This is a genomic window from Magnetococcales bacterium (genome assembly GCA_015228935.1).
Lineage (GTDB): Bacteria > Pseudomonadota > Magnetococcia > Magnetococcales > DC0425bin3 > HA3dbin3.
This window is the reverse complement of record JADGCO010000057.1, coordinates 1-15350: the sequence shown is the minus strand read 5'-3', so window position 1 is coordinate 15350 and position 15350 is coordinate 1. Positions and strand designations below refer to the sequence as shown.

The following is a 15350-nucleotide window of genomic DNA, read 5'->3' as shown; positions in this document are numbered from 1 at the left end:
CGGGCAGGGGAACAGCTGGCTGTCTGACCTGACCCTGGGCATTGCCGGCGGGCAGGGGAACAGCTGGCTGTCTGACCTGACCCTGGGCATTGCCGGCGGGCAGGGGGGCTGCCGATTGTTTGAGCTGTCCTGGAGCATTGCCAACAGGTTGTACAGCCACTGGTTGTCCGGGAACTCCAGGGGCGTTACCGACGGCAAGCGGGGCTGTTTGTCCGGGCACACCCGGGGCATTGCTGATGGCGATTGGAGCTGTTTGTCCGGGCACACCCGGGGCATTGCCGATGGGGAGCGGAGCCGCTGACGGGTTGGCCTGACCCGGAGGATTGCCGGCAGAAAGCGGGACCGATGACGGCAAGGATTGTCCGCCACGATTTTCATTTGGGCGGGGCGCAGACTGGAGTGTGGGTGGTTGGGCCTGAGCCGGCGGTTCTTTGCCAGTATAGGTTCCAACCGGCTTGGCGGTGGCCATGTCATCGACCATGGGGGCACCTTGCTGGCCTGGATCGGACATCAGGTCCTGCATGCATTGTGTCATGTAGGCACTCAGCTCTGTTGTCGGAATGTGATCATCTTCCGCAAATTTTTCGCATGACATGCGAATGTCCATTTCAGACTCTGCCCCGCTGGTGGCGGACGGATTGTTGCCTGGTTGTGCCCAGGACGATCCGGCGGTCAAAGTTGCGAAAATCAACGTTGCCAAAATTTTTGCGCGCATGCACGAGGCTCCCATTGGGGACAATATCTTATTCTCCGGCGAATCCAGGATGTGACGGTGACAATAAATAGCACCCTCAATCCTGTCAAGATGGCAGGAGCAGTTCTTTCCGGAAGGCCGATGCAATTCTTTCCGGATGGCAGGAGCGATCCTTTCCGGAAGGCCGACGCAATTCTTTGTCGGGGATGGCAGGAGCGATTCTTTCAGGATGGCAGGAGCAGCTCTTCGCGTTGCAGGGCCAGAATCCGGTCACGATAAATGGCGGCCTGTTCGAATTCCATGCTGGCGGCTGCATCGCGCATACGTTTTTCCAGACGCTGGATTTCGCGGTTTCTGTCGGCGGGTGAGAGCGGGGGATGGGTATTGGTCGGCAGGGGTGTCGAACGTCCGGTTGCGGATGAAGCATCGGTGTGAAACTCGCCGCCGGGCACTTCGGCCACCTCCCGTTTGACCGAGACGGGTGTGATGTTGTGCTGCCGATTGAAGGTTTCCTGCCGGGTGCGGCGGCGGTTGGTCTCATCCAGGGCACGTTGCAGGGAACCGGTCATGCGGTCGGCGTAAAGAATCACCCGGCCTTCCACATTGCGGGCGGCCCGGCCAATGGTTTGGATCAGCGCCGTTTCGGAGCGCAAAAATCCTTCCTTGTCGGCATCCAGGATGGCGACCAGTCCCACTTCGGGAATGTCCAGCCCTTCGCGCAACAGGTTGATACCGACAAGAACCTGAAACTCTCCCAGCCGCAATTGCCGGATGAGTTCAAGGCGTTCCAGGGTTTCGACGTCCGAATGGAGGTAGCGCACGGCAATGCCCATGTCGTGCAGGTAATCGGTCAAATCCTCGGCCATGCGCTTGGTCAGGGTGGTGACCAGGGTGCGGAAGCCCTGGCCCTGGGTGATGCGGATTTCATGCAACAGATCATCCACCTGCTGTTCGACCGGGCGGATCAGACAGGGCGGGTCAACCAGACCCGTGGGACGAATGATCTGTTCGACCACCTGGTTGCCGCAGCGTTCCAGTTCGAAGGCGGCGGGTGTGGCCGATAAAAACAGGGTTTGCGGCCGCATGGCATCCCACTCTTCGAAGGTGAGGGGACGATTGTCCAGGGCCGAGGGGAGCCGGAATCCATATTCGACCAGGGTCTCCTTGCGGGAACGATCCCCCCGGTACATGCCGCGCACCTGAGGCACGGTCACATGGCTCTCGTCCACAAAGAGCAGACCATCAGCCGGCAGATATTCCATCAGGGTTGGCGGCGGTTCTCCCGGACGACGTCCGCTCAGAAAGCGGCTGTAGTTTTCGATGCCGCTGCAATATCCCACCTCCTGAAGCATTTCGAGATCATAGCGGGTGCGGCTTTCCAGGCGTTGGGCTTCCAGCAGACGGTTTTCCTGCTGGAACCAGGCGAGCCGGTCGGCGAGTTCGGTCTTGATTTCTTCCATGGCCCGCAGGATGGTTTGGCGTCCGGTGACATAGTGACTGGCCGGAAAGAGGGTCAGGGTCGGGATATCCCGCCGCAGATGCCCGGTCAGTGAGTCTACCTCCCGCATCCGGTCAATTTCATCACCGAACATTTCAATACGGACGGCGACGCTCTCTTCATGGGCCGGGAACACCTCGATGGTGTCACCCCGGACACGAAAGGTGCCGCGTTGAAAATCCAGATCGTTGCGTTGATATTGAATTTCGACGAGTTTGCGAATCAGGCGACGCTGTTCCCAGGCCTGCCCGACCCCCAGGGTCAGGGCCATGTCCAGATACTCTTCCGGCGAACCCAGTCCATAGATGCAGGAGACCGACGCCACAATGATGACATCCCGGCGCGAGAGCAGGGCACGGGTGGCCGAATGGCGCAGGCGGTCGATCTGCTCATTGATGGCCGAGTCCTTTTCAATGAACGTATCGGTTTTGGGAACGTAGGCTTCCGGCTGATAATAATCGTAGTAGGAAACAAAATATTCCACGGCGTTGTGGGGAAAGAACCCCTTCATTTCGCCATAAAGCTGCCCGGCCAGGGTTTTGTTGTGGGCGAGGACCAGGGCCGGGCGCTGCATCTGCTGGATGACATGGGCCATGGTGAAGGTTTTGCCCGATCCTGTCACACCGAGCAGAGTCTGGTCGCGGCGTCCTGCTTGCACCCCTTTGACCAATTCCCGAATGGCTGCGGGTTGATCGCCTTTGGGTTCAAACGGGCAAATGAGTTTGAATGGAGTATTTGTGGTTTCATGCATCGATGGTTTATGCAGACTCATCAGATTTTTCGATCACTTTCTTTGCCCAAGTGACCACAGTTTCAGCTTGGCGGATGGCTGCTTGGTACTCCTGATGTGTGATGGGTTCACCATGAAACGGGTGCGTGTTTCCCATGCGAAGGTTGTCAAATCGTCGGCCATACGAACATCTTCAGGAATTATTTCACCTGTCCCCTCCAGTTCAGTCAGGAGTCGTTCAAGATCGTGGGTATAGCGGAACGCAAAGCCCCGATATCGAAAAACTGCCTTGACGGCCTTTTCTGCCGCTTGCTGGGCATGGAAGCACAGATCCTCATAACAGGCATCACTTGGCAGTGGCATTTTGGCTATGGCCAAATCTCCCTTGGCACGTTGCAGCCAGTCCAAGGGAGAACCCGGGGCAGCCTTATTGGGGGGCATGGTACAATTCTTTCCCCTCGGCAAGGGCTGGAGCAATGATCAGGGATGGTTCCCGACCATAATCCAGAAGATCTTGTTCAGTAGCGACAATGATATCTTTGGAAATTCCCATGCCGCGCAAGGCACGATAAACCCTGCGTGCGGTTTGTCGGCGATGAACGCCATTGGGCATGATTACCAACAGATCCAGATCGCTGTTCGGTCCCATTTCTTCACGTGCAGCAGAGCCGAACAGGATAATGCGTAACGGATGAACCGCCAATACAATTCGACGGGTTACGCTTTCCAGCAGGACACTATCGGGTTTGGTAATGATCGGAGTCTTCCAAGGGTTTCGGGTCGTCAGATGCCAGGCAGAGAGGATTGTTTCACCAGTTGACCTCCGTCCATCACGCAATTTCCGCTTGAGCTTTCCGACAAAAATGCACACCAAGCACAACCGCTCATTCTGGACCACTTGCGCCGGAGGCGTCAATCATTTTATATTTACCTATGGAGATGGGATTCCGGTTGCTGGTGACTGAAATCGGGATTCTGGCCTTGGCGATCTCTCCCGCATTCCGGTGCCAACCGGCCTCCGGGTTCAAATCATCCACACACAGAGCAACCTTTGCCAACGGAGTGTTCCCCATGTCCGTACTGTCGCTGCGCGTGCAACAAGTGAAACCCTCGCCCACCCTGGCGGTCACGGCCAAGGCCAAAGAGCTGAAGGATCAGGGACGGGATGTCGTTGGTCTTGGTTCGGGAGAACCGGATTTCGATACCCCGGACCACGTCAAGGAAGCGGCCATCGAGGCCATTCGCAAGGGATTTACCAAATACACGCCGGTGGCGGGCATTCCGGAACTGCGCAAGGCGATTATTGCCAAATTCAAGCGGGATAATGGCCTCGAATTTCGTCCCAACCAGATTGTGGTGACCGTGGGCGGGAAGCAGGCTTTCTACAATATGGCCCAGGCCATGTTGAATCCGGGCGATCAGGTGATCATCCCGGCTCCCTACTGGGTTTCTTATCCGGACATGGTCATGTTGGCCGATGGGGAACCGGTGATCGTTGATACCTCTGAGGCCAATGGGTTCAAAATGCGTCCGGCGGACCTGGAAGCGGCCATTACGCCGCGTACCCGGTTGGTGGTGATCAACTCTCCTTCCAATCCCACCGGAGCGGCCTATACCCGGGATGAACTGGCTGCCCTGGGTGAAGTTCTGCTGCGTCATCCGCATGTCTGGGTGGTCTCCGACGACATCTATGAAAAAATCATCTTTGGCGACTTTGTGTTTTCGACCATCGCCCAGGTGGTTCCGGGGTTGCAGAATCGGACCATCACCATGAATGGGGTCTCCAAAACCTACTCCATGACCGGCTGGCGCATTGGTTATGCCGCTGGCCCCGTGGAGGTGATCCAGGCCATGGAGACCATCCAGTCCCAAAGCACCTCCAATGCCACATCCATTGCCCAGAAGGCGGCCCTGGCGGCCATTGAAGGGGATCAGAATTGCCTGCTGCCCATGGTGGAGGCTTTTCATCAACGGCGCGATTTTGTTGTGAAAAGATTCAACGAAATGCCCGGCATGCATTGCCGGACACCGGAAGGATCTTTTTATGCCTATCCCTGCTTTTCCGGACTCGTGGGGCGCAAGACCGAAACGGGGAAGATCATCACCGACAGCAATGTTCTGGCGGAATATCTTCTGGAAGGGTTTGATGTGGCGGTGGTGGCCGGGGCCTCTTTTGGCAAGGATCCCTATTTCCGCATCTCCTATGCCACCTCCATGGCCAGCCTGGAAAAGGCCATGACCCGTATTCATGCGGCAGCCGAAAAACTGGCGACATCCTGACCAGTGCGTGCCAATGCAACGAAATGACTGGCATGATCAGGGTGGATCTGCCATCAACAGCTCCCTGATTTCTGACAATACCCGCTCCATTTCGTTGTGCATGGCGGCCAGAATTTCCCTGATCGAGGGATTTTTGACACCTTGCTGGAAGGCTTTTTCCAAAGATTCAGCAAGGTGCTGGAGTCGGTGTGCGCCGATAATGGCTGCTGCACCCTTGAGATTGTGGGCGGTAACCTGCAAGGTACGTTCATCCTGGTGGTGCAGGGATTGGCCAAGGGTCTGCAATCTTTGGGGCAGAGAGGTCACATATTCAAGCAGCAACGGTCTGATGTGTTCCCGGAGATTGTGTTTGAGCGTGGCAATGACTTGTTGGTTCAAGGCGTTTTCAGAATCGTTTTCCAGAAAGGGAATATAATCTTCATTTGTGGATATATGGGCTTGTTTCGATGATGTGGCCGTTGACCTTGTCGCCGGATCCGGACTTTGGGGAAAAAGTTCCGGGTTTCGTGCATGTTTGCAATAATGATCGATCAATTCGAGAAGCTGTTTTTTTTGGATCGGTTTGGTGATGCGCAGATCATAGCCTGCTGCCTGGATCTTTCCTTGATTTTCACGCACATCGAAGGAAGTCAAGGCAATGATGGGTGTGTGGGAATGCCCGGCATGCTTTTCGATACGGCGCATTTTTCGGGTGGCTTCGTAACCATCCATGACCGGCATGGATACATCCATGATGACCAGGTCGAAAGGAGTGGAGGCAAACTGATTGGCCGCTTCCTGACCATTGACGGCCAGGTGCAGGGTGTATGGGGTATCTTGCAGCATGACCTGAATCAACAGACGGTTTTCCCGGGAGTCGTCTGCCAACAGGATATGGATACCTTTTTGCGGCATGGGATATGTCATCTCCCGGGGCTGGATTTCTGTCTGACACGATTATGATATCAAAAGAACGTAGGCGTGCCCCACCAGTCGCCCCGGGTGCCAACCGGGTGGCTTGGTGACAGGTTTTCCGAAGTGGAAACAACAAACAACTGCGCCAAAGAAAAAACGACCCGGTCGTATTCGTCATGCACGGATGATTTTCAAAGCCGTGGCTCTGGAGCGGATCAGGGCTTCGACCTTGTCCAGGGGAGGTGGCTTTTTGAACACCACGACCTGGTCCGGCAGACCACCACTATGGGCAATTTCCTCGTTACTCAATGCGGTCACGACAATGATGAAAATGGTATCCAGAGTTTTGCTCTCTTTCAGGGTGCGAATCATCCGGAAACCATTCATGTTGGGCATGGCCAGATCAGCAATGATGACATCGGGCTTTGCCTTGCCGATGGCCAACAAGGCTTCGAAACCATCGGTACAGGAGTTGAGAGAGACCTCGAAATCCCAGGAATGGACCATGGATTTGTAGAAGGCAAGCATGACAGGATCGTCTTCCACCACGAGCAGGACCAGGGAGTTTTCTTCACTGATGCCCTGGAGGGAGCGCTCCCGTTGACGCAGGATGGCGTCAATGGAACTTTTGGCGATACGTCGGTGCCCTCCCTGCGTTCGCCAAGCGCGCAAAGTTCCTTTTTCCACCCAGTCATGGATGGTGGGAAGGGTAACGCCAAGGATATCGGCAGATTGCTTTGCTGTCAGGAAAGTTTCATCCATGCTTGTCATGTTGGACCATCCATCATGTGTCGATCAGGAATTATTATAACACGCTGGAATTGTACAAAGGTTTACCTTGAAGGGCAAGAATTGTTTGTGAATTGGTCATGTTTCCAATGCGGGATCCGGGTTGATGAGTGTGTTGGCGGGGTTCATGACGTATTTGTGAATCATGACCTTTTGTTCCTGAATTTGCAAACGTTTCTGGGCATAGAGGCGAACGGCCAGGGGAAAGATACGGTGTTCCTGTTGCAAAATTCTGGCAGAGAGGGTGGGGACGTCATCCTGCGGGAGAATGGGGACGACGGCCTGCACCACGACAGGTCCTGCATCAACATCCTCCTCGACAAAATGGACAGTTGCCCCGGAAAAGCGGACGCCAGACTCCAAAGCTTTTTTCTGGACGTGGAGTCCGGGAAAGGCCGGGAGGAGGGCCGGGTGAATGTTAAGCAGCCGCCCCTGATAATGACGCACAAACCAGGAGGTCAATACCCGCATGAACCCGGCCAGGCAGACCAGTTCCACATTGGCGGCATCCAGGGCGTCCGCCATGACTTTTTCGAAGGCGGCGCGATTGGAATAATCCCGGTGATTGATGATACAGGTCGGGATACCGGCCTTTTGGGCACGTTCCAGGCCATAGGCGGTAGGTTCGTTGCTGATGACCAGGGCGATCTGCCCTGGGATATAGCCATCCGCGCACCGGTCGATCAAGGCCTGGAGGTTGGAGCCACTGCCAGAAATCAGAACACCGAAACGAAAAGAGGATTCAGTCATGAATGCGGACCTGTTCCGGTGCAGCATCCCGTGGCATGACCTGACCGATGACCCAGGCCTGTTCACCAGCCTGGTGCAGACGGGCAAGGGCCTGGTCGGCGTCTGTCGGGGGGAGTATGGCAATCATGCCGATACCGCAGTTGAACGTGCGCAACATTTCATCACGGGCGACATTGCCCAGCTCCTGGAGCAGTTGAAAAACGGCGGGCATTGGCCAACTATTCAGCTTGATTTCAACGCAAACACTCTCTGGAAGGATGCGGGGAATGTTGTCCCAGAAACCACCTCCCGTTACGTGTATCAGGCCTTTGACATCGACGTGCGAAAAAAGTTCCAAAAGGGGGCGCACATAAATTCGGGTTGGGGTGAGCAGAGCCTCACCCAGGGTTCCGTTCTGGAAGGGGGCATCCAGGCCGGGACCATGGGGGGGCAGGACCAGCCGTCGGATCAGGGAGTAGCCGTTGGAGTGGGGGCCGGAGGAAGCCAGACCCAGGACCACATCGCCCGGGGTGATGCGTTGACCGTCGATCAGGCGCTGTCGTTCGACAATCCCGACGGCAAAACCGGCCAGATCATACTCACCGGCAGGATAAAAATCGGGCATTTCGGCAGTTTCACCCCCAACCAGGGCACAACCGGCCTGGCGGCATCCGGCAGCGATACCGCCGATGACGGTGGCGGCTACGTTGGGATCCAGGCGTCCGGTGGCAAAGTAGTCGAGAAAAAAAAGGGGTTCCGCGCCCTGAACCACAAGATCGTTGACCGACATGGCCACCAGATCGATGCCGACGGTATCATGACGATTCATGAGAAAGGCCAGTTTGAGTTTGGTGCCCACGCCGTCGGTGGTGGAGACCAGGAGAGGGTCCTGATAGTGTTTCCATTGCGGGCGGAACAGGGCACCATAGCCACCCAGATCGGAGCAGACCTCAGGTCGGCGGGTGGTTTGTACGGCCCCACGGATCATATCGACCAGACGATTGCCGGCATCGATATCGACCCCGGCGTCCCGATAGGTCATGGCGGGACCGGAAGAGACTTTTTTTGGTACAAGGGGTGGCTTGGTCATGAGCGAAGGTTCCTTTCTGCCTTTTACACGGTTCCCATGGAGGTTACTATACCGTCCTGGCGTTTCGAAACGGACTTTGTCACCTCTGACCTCGGTTTCAGGGCGGGTTTACCTATGAGCCATTTTTTTCGACTGTCTGGATGGTTGCTGATCGTCTGGAGTTTCTTTGCCGCCTGGGCCTCTTCGGCGGCAGCGGAAAATCTTTATCAGGTCAAGGGGGTGGAGGTGGTTTTGCCCCTGACGGAAGGGAAAAACCAGGATCCGCGTTCTGTTGGCATGGCCATGGCCAGGGAGCAGGCTTGGCAATGGATCCAGATTCGCATGTTGACCAGCGAGGATCGGCAGCGCCAGGCCGACCGGTTGCGGGAACTCAAATCCGGTCTGGACAACATGGTCGAACGGGTGGTGGTGCAGTCGGAAAAGCGCATTGGGGAAGGAGTCAACGCCAAATTGCACATGGTGGTGGATGTGACCTTTTCCCGGGATGCCGTGCATAAGGTCTTTGATGCCATGGGCTTTTCCTACAACGAGAATGCCTATCCCTCCACTTTGTTTCTGCTTGCCCAGGTGGATGAGACCGGCGAAGCCCGCCTGGCCGAACCAGGGCAATCCTTCGCCAAGACCATGCAATCCACAGCCGCCCGCTACGGTGTGACCGTCCTGGAGCCGGTGGGGGATATCGAGGACATGACCAATCTGGCCTGGAATCGCATCAGTGCCAAGGATCCTGCCTTGTGGAGCTGGATGGAGGGTCGCTATGGGACCCGGAAAATCTGGGCCGCATGGTATGGCATGGAAACTCCGGAACAGACTACCGCCGGAACCCCTCCTGCCGCCATTGCCACCCTCGTCGAGAGTGATGTCGAAGGAGAACAGAGGCGCATTCGTTTGCGGGTGCGCAAGGGGTGTGATTCACCTGACAACAAGGGATCCCAGAGCTGTCTGGATGCCCCCCTGGCCCAGAAATTTGTCGAAATGATTTTCGAAAATTGGAGTCAGGAGCATGCGGTCAAGCCCGAGCTGAACCATGTCCTGCGCCTGCGCGTCATCCATGAGCGACAACTGGCTGGGTATGCCGAATTCTTGAAAAAATTGGGCAAGATTCCCGGGGCGACCAACATGCGTCCAGCGGCTCTGACCGCCAGGGATGCCTTGCTGACGCTCGATTTCCAGGGACAGGATGAAAAATTCCTGGAATCTCTGGCCCAGATTGGCAAGCAACCCGAACGTACAGCGAACGAACTGACGATCCGTATTCCATGAATCTGCCGAATGCCTTGTCATTTTTGCGAATTTTTGTGGTGCCGGCGTTTATCTGGTTGATGATCAACGGACGGGAGGAGGTTGCCCTTTGGCTGTTCGCCGCTGCCGGGGCCACCGATGCCGTCGATGGATTCATTGCCAAACGGTTCGGCATGGTGACCGAGTTGGGGGGGTACCTGGATCCGTTGGCTGATAAATTGTTGCTGGTTTCGGGGTTCACCGTTCTGACCTACCTGGGCCAGATGCCGTTGTTTTTGACTCTGGCCGTTGTGACCCGGGATGTGATCATTCTGATCGGGGCGGTGGTTTTCCAATTGATGACCGGATCCTTGCGCATGCAACCCCTCTGGATCAGCAAGGTCAACACGGCGGCCCAGATCTTGATGGTCATGTTGGCCATGGTGTCCTGGGTCTATGGGGTATTGGCCTGGCTGGTGGAGCCGTTCATCTGGTTGACGACCGCGACCACGAGCATTTCCGGCCTGGTTTATGTGTTTGCCTGGACCCACAAGCTGGCCCATGGTGAAAATCTGGAAAAACGGCCATGAGTGGTTCTGCCGGACTGCCGCAACAGCTGCTGCTGGATCTGCCCCTGGATCCGGTTTTTACCTTGGCCAACCTGGTCGTTGGCCAAGCCAATCGTCTGGCGGTCGAGGCCGTGCGCCATTTTGGTGAGGCAGGCGGGATTTCCCATGTGCCCCCTTTTGCCGGGTTGACCCTCTGTGGTGAGGCCGGAACCGGCAAAACCCATCTGCTCCAGGCGACTGTGCGACACCTGCGGAGCCAATACGGTCCCCAGGCCGCGCTCTATCTGGATCTGGCGAGTCTGGATCACCATTTGGGGATGGGCCGGGATTCCCGTCCGGTTGCCGATCCCGGTGATGGGCTTTTGGGTGGCCAAGGTGCGGGTGGGGTGGGTGAGGCCATCCTGACGGAATTTTTGTCGCGCTTTGACGGGTGTCGTCTGGTGGCGGTCGATACCCTGGATCAATTGGTCTCTTCCCCTCTTTTGCAGGAGGCGGTCCTTTATCTCTACAACGGCATGAAAGCGGCTGGTGTGCGTTTGCTGTTTGCCGGCCAGGAGCAACCCGGCAACCTGACCACCCTGCGCGATGATCTGCGCACGCGGCTGCTGTGGGGACCGGTCATTTCCCTGCAACCGCCCGATGCCGAGGATCTGGCCGCCATTCTGGTCAAAATGGCCCATGACCGCCAGGTCAGAATCGGTCCGGAACTGATCAAATTTCTGGTCAATCGCCTGCCGCGACGGGTCCCGGATTATGTCCAGGCCTTCGGTATCCTGGATCGCGCCGCCCTGCAACAACGACGTCCCCTGACCATTCCCCTGGCCAAGGAGATTCTGGGTTTGTAGGCTTTGATCATGACCAAAAAAAAATTGGCATCGGGGGCTTGCATTTTTCTGTTGAGTTGCTACCTAATCTGGTAGTAGAAGAAAAAAATGCTCTGCCTTGTGTTTCCCGTCTGTGGGCATGGCACTGTCGAAGGTCTCGAAAAAGAATTGAAAAATAAGATGGATATCGGAAGAAAGGAGGACAAGAAAATGAACGATCCGGCTGTCATCGAGCAACACGATCTGAATCGGGCGCTGACCGTTATCGATAACGGTTCGGGTTTTCAGAATTTTTTGCATCGTGTGCATCAGGCTCCCGTGTTGACCCTTGAGGAGGAGACGGATCTGTCCGAACGCTATCGGCGACAGGGAGATCTGGACGCAGCCCACCAACTCGTCTGGTCGCACCTGCGCCTGGTGGTGAAAACCGCCCGGGAGTATCTCGGCTATCGCCTGCAACTCTCCGAACTGGTCCAGGAAGGTACCCTGGGGTTGATGCATGCCGTCAAACGGTTTGATCCCCATCGGGGGGCACGGTTGGCCACTTATGCCTTGTGGTGGATCCGCGCCGCCATTCATGAATATATACTTCGCGCCTGGAGCATGGTCAAGATTGCCACCACCCAGGTCAAGCGTCGCCTTTTTTTCAAGCTGCGTCAGGCCAAGGAAGGTTCGGCACCCCTGACCCGGGAAGAGGCCGAAGAGTTGGCCGACCGCTTCCAGACCGACACCAGCACCATCCTGGAAATGGACAGCCGCCTGCTTGGCGGGGGCGATGAATCCCTGAACCGTCCCGTGTTGGAAGGGGGCCATGGTGAGGTCCAGGATCTTCTCCCCGATCTGCGCCCCAACCAGGAAAGCGTGGCCCTGGCCAAGGAAAAACAAAAAATTCTTGCCAGCATGATCCAACAGGCTCTGGACCGCTTGGACATCCGGGAACGGCAGGTGGTGGCAGAACGCATCATGTCCGATCACCCCGCCACCCTCGAAGAGCTGGGTGAAAAATTGTCCATCAGTCGCGAGCGGGTCCGGCAATTGGAAACCCGGGCCATGAAAAAACTACGGGAATTTTTTGCCAGTGCCCCGGAGGGTGTCCGGTTGGTGTTGGAGCCGGTCTGAGGTACCTCAGCGCAAATCAATCTGGCCAGGGCACGGAAGTCATGAAAAGGACAGGGTAACCTGGGCCGAAAAACCGCCCAGCCGGTTTGATTGGCCGAGTCGCAACTCGCCCGCATAATCCTTGACAATCTCCTGAACAATATCGAGGCCGATACCAGAACCCGGCGTGGTGGCATCGGCGCGTATGCCGCGTTCCGGCAGATGGTTGAGATGTTCCGCCGGGCAGCCGGGGCCGTCATCCTCGATCAGCAGGGTGAGCGTTGCCGCGTCGTAAATGGCTTGGCAATGGATGGCATGCCTGGCCCATTTGCAGGCATTGTCCAGCAGATTGCCCCCCAGTTCCAGCAGATCCTCCCGGTCCATGGGCAGTGGCTGACGGGCTGAAACATCCAGGGTTATGGTCAACTCTTTGGAACGGTGGGCCATTTTGAGGGTGGCGACCAGGGCGGTCAGTTCTTCCTGGAGATTCACCCGCATGGCGGGGGTTCCGGAGCCGGCCAGACGCACCCGTTTCAATTCACGATCTGTCAGACGGCGGATGGTGGTGACTTGTTGGCGCAGGGTCTCTTGCAGCGCTTCATGGGCGGCCAGATTGGGATGATGGGCCAGTTGCAGGAGGAGGGTCAGGGGGGTTTTGATGGCGTGGGCCAGATTGCTTGTGGCATGACGGGAGCGTTGCATGCGGCGCAACAGGGTGGTGACCAGGGAGTTGATCTCATCGACAAAGGGCAGAATTTCCAAAGGCACATGGGCGTTGTGCAGATGGTCCACCTCGCCATGTTCCAGACGGTGAATTTCCTTGCGGGCTTCATCCAGGGGTTGCAGGCCATGCCGCAGGGTCCGGCGTTGCAGCACCAACAGGATGCCAATGGCCATGAATGCCAGGACGGCATGCCAGAATTGCAGGCGGGCAACGCCCCGGTTGATGTCGCTCATATCTTCGGCCACACTGATGGTGACGGCGTGGCCAAGCTTGACGAATTCCCGGGTCAGGAGCAGCAGGGGTTGTTGGCGGGGTCCGGTCAGGCTGGTCAGGGTTTCGGTTCCTGTTGCCAGTGTCGGCAGCGGCAGCGTACCATCCCACAGCGAACGCGAACGCAGGGTGACTTGTTTCACGCGCAGCGCATAATAGTGTCCCGACCAGGGTTTTTGATATATGGGGTCAATCCGGGCTGGAGACAGTTCCGCGCCGCCATCCGGGTCCAGGCGTAATTGGGAAAGCAAGGTATCCGCATCGTGCGCCAGCCTTGAGGTGACGTGTTCCCGGATGATCTGCCCCAAAATCAGCTCGACAACACCCCATTGCATGGCCAAGACAGCCACCAGCAACAGAGCCAGCCGCCAGGTCAGCCGTTTTTGCAGGGAAAAGTTCATGGTTTTCTGTCCCGAAGTGTTTGCCAGGAATATACGTCGTGCATGAGAGTTGGCCATGGATTCTACAGGATTGAACGGATCGATGCATTTATTTCGGAGGCTGTCCAAAAACGGGATAATTTTGAAAAAACGGGGATGCAGGTGATCCTTCAGGGGAGTTGCTTGTAGCGATCACGAAAATGTCATTGATTTGCATGATTGCGATTTGCTATTGTAAACCCATGAAAATGATCGCCTATAGTAAACAGGCCACCAGGACCTTGAGCCGGTTGTCTCTGGATGATTCTCGCCGGATACGTGCAGCGATCCAAAGTTATGCGAATGTTGGCCAGGGAGATGTAAAAAAACTGTGTGGTTTGCCCTTTTTCAGGTTGCGTATTGGCAATTGGAGAGTGATTTTTGACGACGATGGTTTAATCATGAGTATTGAGAAAATTGGTTCCAGGGGTGATATTTACAAAGGAGTATGAGAAATGACGGCCATTCCTCAGATTATTTCCAGTCCAGATGGCGACAAGGTGGTTGTCCTGGCCTTGGCAGAGTACGAGAGAATGCGCGAATTGTTGTGTGACTTGCAAGATGTTATTGAAGCGCAAGAAATTAAAAGGAAAATCGCATCCGGTGAGGATGAGGCAATTCCTGCATCCATGGTTGATCGTCTCCTTGATGGACCGGATTCAAAAATTAAAATATGGAGAGAGTACCGTGGTTTAAGTATTGATGAGTTGGCCGAAGCGACGGGATGCAGTCCGGCACATGTTGCAGAGATCGAGTCCGGTAATCATGATGGATCAATTCACATCATGGGGGCTTTAGCCAAGGCGTTGCGGGTGGATCTGGATGATTTGGTATGAAACGGTGCAAGAGAGTTGGCTGTGAATTCTACAGGATTGAGCGGATCGATGCATTTTTCTCGGGAAGTCTTGGATGACATGGTCCGCGCCATTGTCGATGCCGTGTAGCCGGAACAGATTATTTTGTTCGGTTCAATGGCGCGGCGGGGCGATGCCACCGCCGAGTCGGACATCGACCTGCTCGTGGTGGAGCGGAAAGGGTTTGCCACGCGCAGCCGTTGGCAGGAGCTGCAAACCATTCGCAAGGCAATCAAACGATTTCGAATCTCAAAGGATATTCTGGTTTACAGCCAGGATGAGGTGACGCAATGGCGTTCGTCATTGAACCATGTGGTCGCCATCGCCCTGCGGGAGGGGCAATTGCTTTATGAGAGACCTTGAGTAGTGTCGCTTGATGTGACGCATGGCAGGGAAGGGTTATCGGGCGTTGAAAATTCATGACCAGGATAATAAACCTCCCCATCTTGATGAGTCCTGAAAAGCTTTTTCAGAAAGGTGTCAAACATGTCTGTAACCATCATGCGTCAGCATGCCGTGAATATTTTGGACAAGCTTTTTCAGGAACGGGATTTATCCGGCAACGCCATTTCCCGACCGTCCGGCTTGTGGCAATCGGTCGGGAAATGGTTTCGCAAACGACCAAAAAAAACCTTGATTTCGAGGGTATCTTTTTTTAAAAACTGGC

16 protein-coding genes and 1 pseudogene are annotated in these 15350 nt (G+C 55.9%); 8 read left to right on the top strand and 9 right to left on the bottom strand.

What is annotated here, in order from left to right:
• The 4 genes from HQL65_13485 to HQL65_13470 form a co-directional block, all read right to left on the bottom strand.
• Positions 1-715 (bottom strand): hypothetical protein (locus HQL65_13485; protein ID MBF0137245.1); only part of this gene is annotated, 715 nt, incomplete at its 3' end.
• A 203-nt stretch (positions 716-918) separates the two neighbouring features.
• Entirely contained in the window at positions 919-2943 is a 2025-nt protein-coding gene (gene uvrB / locus HQL65_13480) for an excinuclease ABC subunit UvrB (protein MBF0137244.1), read from the bottom strand.
• Between the two features lie 33 nt (positions 2944-2976).
• Positions 2977-3363 carry a HEPN domain-containing protein gene (locus tag HQL65_13475; protein ID MBF0137243.1) on the bottom strand — a complete coding sequence of 129 codons (387 nt, stop codon included), beginning with the start codon at positions 3361-3363 and terminating at the stop codon, positions 2977-2979.
• Entirely contained in the window at positions 3350-3676 is a 327-nt protein-coding gene (locus tag HQL65_13470) for a nucleotidyltransferase domain-containing protein (protein ID MBF0137242.1), read from the bottom strand. The genes HQL65_13475 and HQL65_13470 overlap by 14 nt, the downstream gene beginning before the upstream one ends.
• A 317-nt stretch (positions 3677-3993) precedes the next feature.
• On the opposite strand from HQL65_13470, the gene HQL65_13465 reads away from it, so the two are divergent.
• A complete protein-coding gene (locus HQL65_13465; protein MBF0137241.1) occupies positions 3994-5202 on the top strand; it encodes a pyridoxal phosphate-dependent aminotransferase in 1209 nt (402 codons plus the stop codon).
• A gap of 36 nt (positions 5203-5238) precedes the next feature.
• On the opposite strand, the gene HQL65_13460 is transcribed toward HQL65_13465, so the two are convergent.
• From HQL65_13460 to purM, 4 genes are all read right to left on the bottom strand, one after another.
• Positions 5239-6096 carry a response regulator gene (locus tag HQL65_13460; protein MBF0137240.1) on the bottom strand — a complete coding sequence of 286 codons (858 nt, stop codon included), beginning with the start codon at positions 6094-6096 and terminating at the stop codon, positions 5239-5241.
• Positions 6097-6270: 174 nt separating this feature from the next.
• On the bottom strand, positions 6271-6867 hold the full coding sequence (locus tag HQL65_13455) for a response regulator (protein ID MBF0137239.1): 597 nt from the start codon (positions 6865-6867) through the stop codon (positions 6271-6273).
• A 96-nt stretch (positions 6868-6963) separates the two neighbouring features.
• Entirely contained in the window at positions 6964-7635 is a 672-nt protein-coding gene (locus HQL65_13450) for a phosphoribosylglycinamide formyltransferase (protein MBF0137238.1), read from the bottom strand.
• Positions 7628-8704: a phosphoribosylformylglycinamidine cyclo-ligase gene (purM, locus tag HQL65_13445; GenBank protein MBF0137237.1), complete on the bottom strand. Its 1077-nt coding sequence runs from the start codon at positions 8702-8704 to the stop codon at positions 7628-7630. Before purM ends, HQL65_13450 begins: the two co-directional genes overlap by 8 nt.
• Before the next feature lie 114 nt (positions 8705-8818).
• Here purM and HQL65_13440 point away from each other — a divergent pair, with 114 nt between their 5' ends.
• From HQL65_13440 to HQL65_13425, 4 genes are all read left to right on the top strand, one after another.
• Positions 8819-9967, top strand: a complete 1149-nt coding sequence (locus HQL65_13440) for a DUF2066 domain-containing protein (protein ID MBF0137236.1) — start codon at positions 8819-8821, stop codon at positions 9965-9967.
• On the top strand, positions 9964-10515 hold the full coding sequence (locus HQL65_13435; protein MBF0137235.1) for a CDP-alcohol phosphatidyltransferase family protein: 552 nt from the start codon (positions 9964-9966) through the stop codon (positions 10513-10515). The genes HQL65_13440 and HQL65_13435 overlap by 4 nt, the downstream gene beginning before the upstream one ends.
• The gene (locus HQL65_13430; GenBank protein ID MBF0137234.1) at positions 10512-11339 is read left to right on the top strand and encodes a hypothetical protein; all 828 of its coding nucleotides are present in this window, start codon (positions 10512-10514) and stop codon (positions 11337-11339) included. The genes HQL65_13435 and HQL65_13430 overlap by 4 nt, the downstream gene beginning before the upstream one ends.
• Before the next feature lie 189 nt (positions 11340-11528).
• Positions 11529-12437 (top strand): RNA polymerase factor sigma-32, encoded by a 909-nt coding sequence (locus HQL65_13425; protein ID MBF0137233.1) that lies wholly within the window; start codon positions 11529-11531, stop codon positions 12435-12437.
• 39 nt (positions 12438-12476) lie between these two features.
• Here HQL65_13425 and HQL65_13420 read toward each other — a convergent pair whose 3' ends face one another.
• Complete coding sequence (locus tag HQL65_13420) at positions 12477-13811, bottom strand: sensor histidine kinase (GenBank protein MBF0137232.1); 1335 nt, start codon at positions 13809-13811, stop codon at positions 12477-12479.
• 221 nt (positions 13812-14032) lie between these two features.
• Between HQL65_13420 and HQL65_13415 the strand changes: the two genes are divergently transcribed.
• The 3 genes and pseudogenes from HQL65_13415 (at position 14033) to HQL65_13405 (ending at position 15046) form a co-directional block, all read left to right on the top strand.
• On the top strand, positions 14033-14281 hold the full coding sequence (locus tag HQL65_13415; GenBank protein ID MBF0137231.1) for a type II toxin-antitoxin system RelE/ParE family toxin: 249 nt from the start codon (positions 14033-14035) through the stop codon (positions 14279-14281).
• Positions 14282-14284: 3 nt separating this feature from the next.
• On the top strand, positions 14285-14665 hold the full coding sequence (locus tag HQL65_13410; protein MBF0137230.1) for a helix-turn-helix transcriptional regulator: 381 nt from the start codon (positions 14285-14287) through the stop codon (positions 14663-14665).
• 48 nt (positions 14666-14713) lie between these two features.
• Positions 14714-15046 (top strand): annotated as a pseudogene (locus HQL65_13405) (nucleotidyltransferase domain-containing protein).
• Positions 15047-15350 lie beyond the last annotated feature (304 nt).

Bases quoted from the DNA above. Each gene is read 5' to 3' on its own strand.
- HQL65_13435 (MBF0137235.1), top strand. From the start codon at position 9,964: ATGAATCTGCCGAATGCCTTGTCATTTTTGCGAATTTTTGTGGTGCCG.
- HQL65_13475 (MBF0137243.1), bottom strand. From the start codon at position 3,363: ATGCCCCCCAATAAGGCTGCCCCGGGTTCTCCCTTGGACTGGCTGCAA.
- HQL65_13425 (MBF0137233.1), top strand. From the start codon at position 11,529: ATGAACGATCCGGCTGTCATCGAGCAACACGATCTGAATCGGGCGCTG.
- HQL65_13420 (MBF0137232.1), bottom strand. From the start codon at position 13,811: ATGAACTTTTCCCTGCAAAAACGGCTGACCTGGCGGCTGGCTCTGTTG.
- HQL65_13465 (MBF0137241.1), top strand. From the start codon at position 3,994: ATGTCCGTACTGTCGCTGCGCGTGCAACAAGTGAAACCCTCGCCCACC.
- HQL65_13450 (MBF0137238.1), bottom strand. From the start codon at position 7,635: ATGACTGAATCCTCTTTTCGTTTCGGTGTTCTGATTTCTGGCAGTGGC.
- HQL65_13430 (MBF0137234.1), top strand. From the start codon at position 10,512: ATGAGTGGTTCTGCCGGACTGCCGCAACAGCTGCTGCTGGATCTGCCC.
- purM (MBF0137237.1), bottom strand. From the start codon at position 8,704: ATGACCAAGCCACCCCTTGTACCAAAAAAAGTCTCTTCCGGTCCCGCC.
- HQL65_13410 (MBF0137230.1), top strand. From the start codon at position 14,285: ATGACGGCCATTCCTCAGATTATTTCCAGTCCAGATGGCGACAAGGTG.
- uvrB (MBF0137244.1), bottom strand. From the start codon at position 2,943: ATGCATGAAACCACAAATACTCCATTCAAACTCATTTGCCCGTTTGAA.
- HQL65_13415 (MBF0137231.1), top strand. From the start codon at position 14,033: ATGAAAATGATCGCCTATAGTAAACAGGCCACCAGGACCTTGAGCCGG.
- HQL65_13460 (MBF0137240.1), bottom strand. From the start codon at position 6,096: ATGCCGCAAAAAGGTATCCATATCCTGTTGGCAGACGACTCCCGGGAA.
- HQL65_13440 (MBF0137236.1), top strand. From the start codon at position 8,819: ATGAGCCATTTTTTTCGACTGTCTGGATGGTTGCTGATCGTCTGGAGT.
- HQL65_13455 (MBF0137239.1), bottom strand. From the start codon at position 6,867: ATGACAAGCATGGATGAAACTTTCCTGACAGCAAAGCAATCTGCCGAT.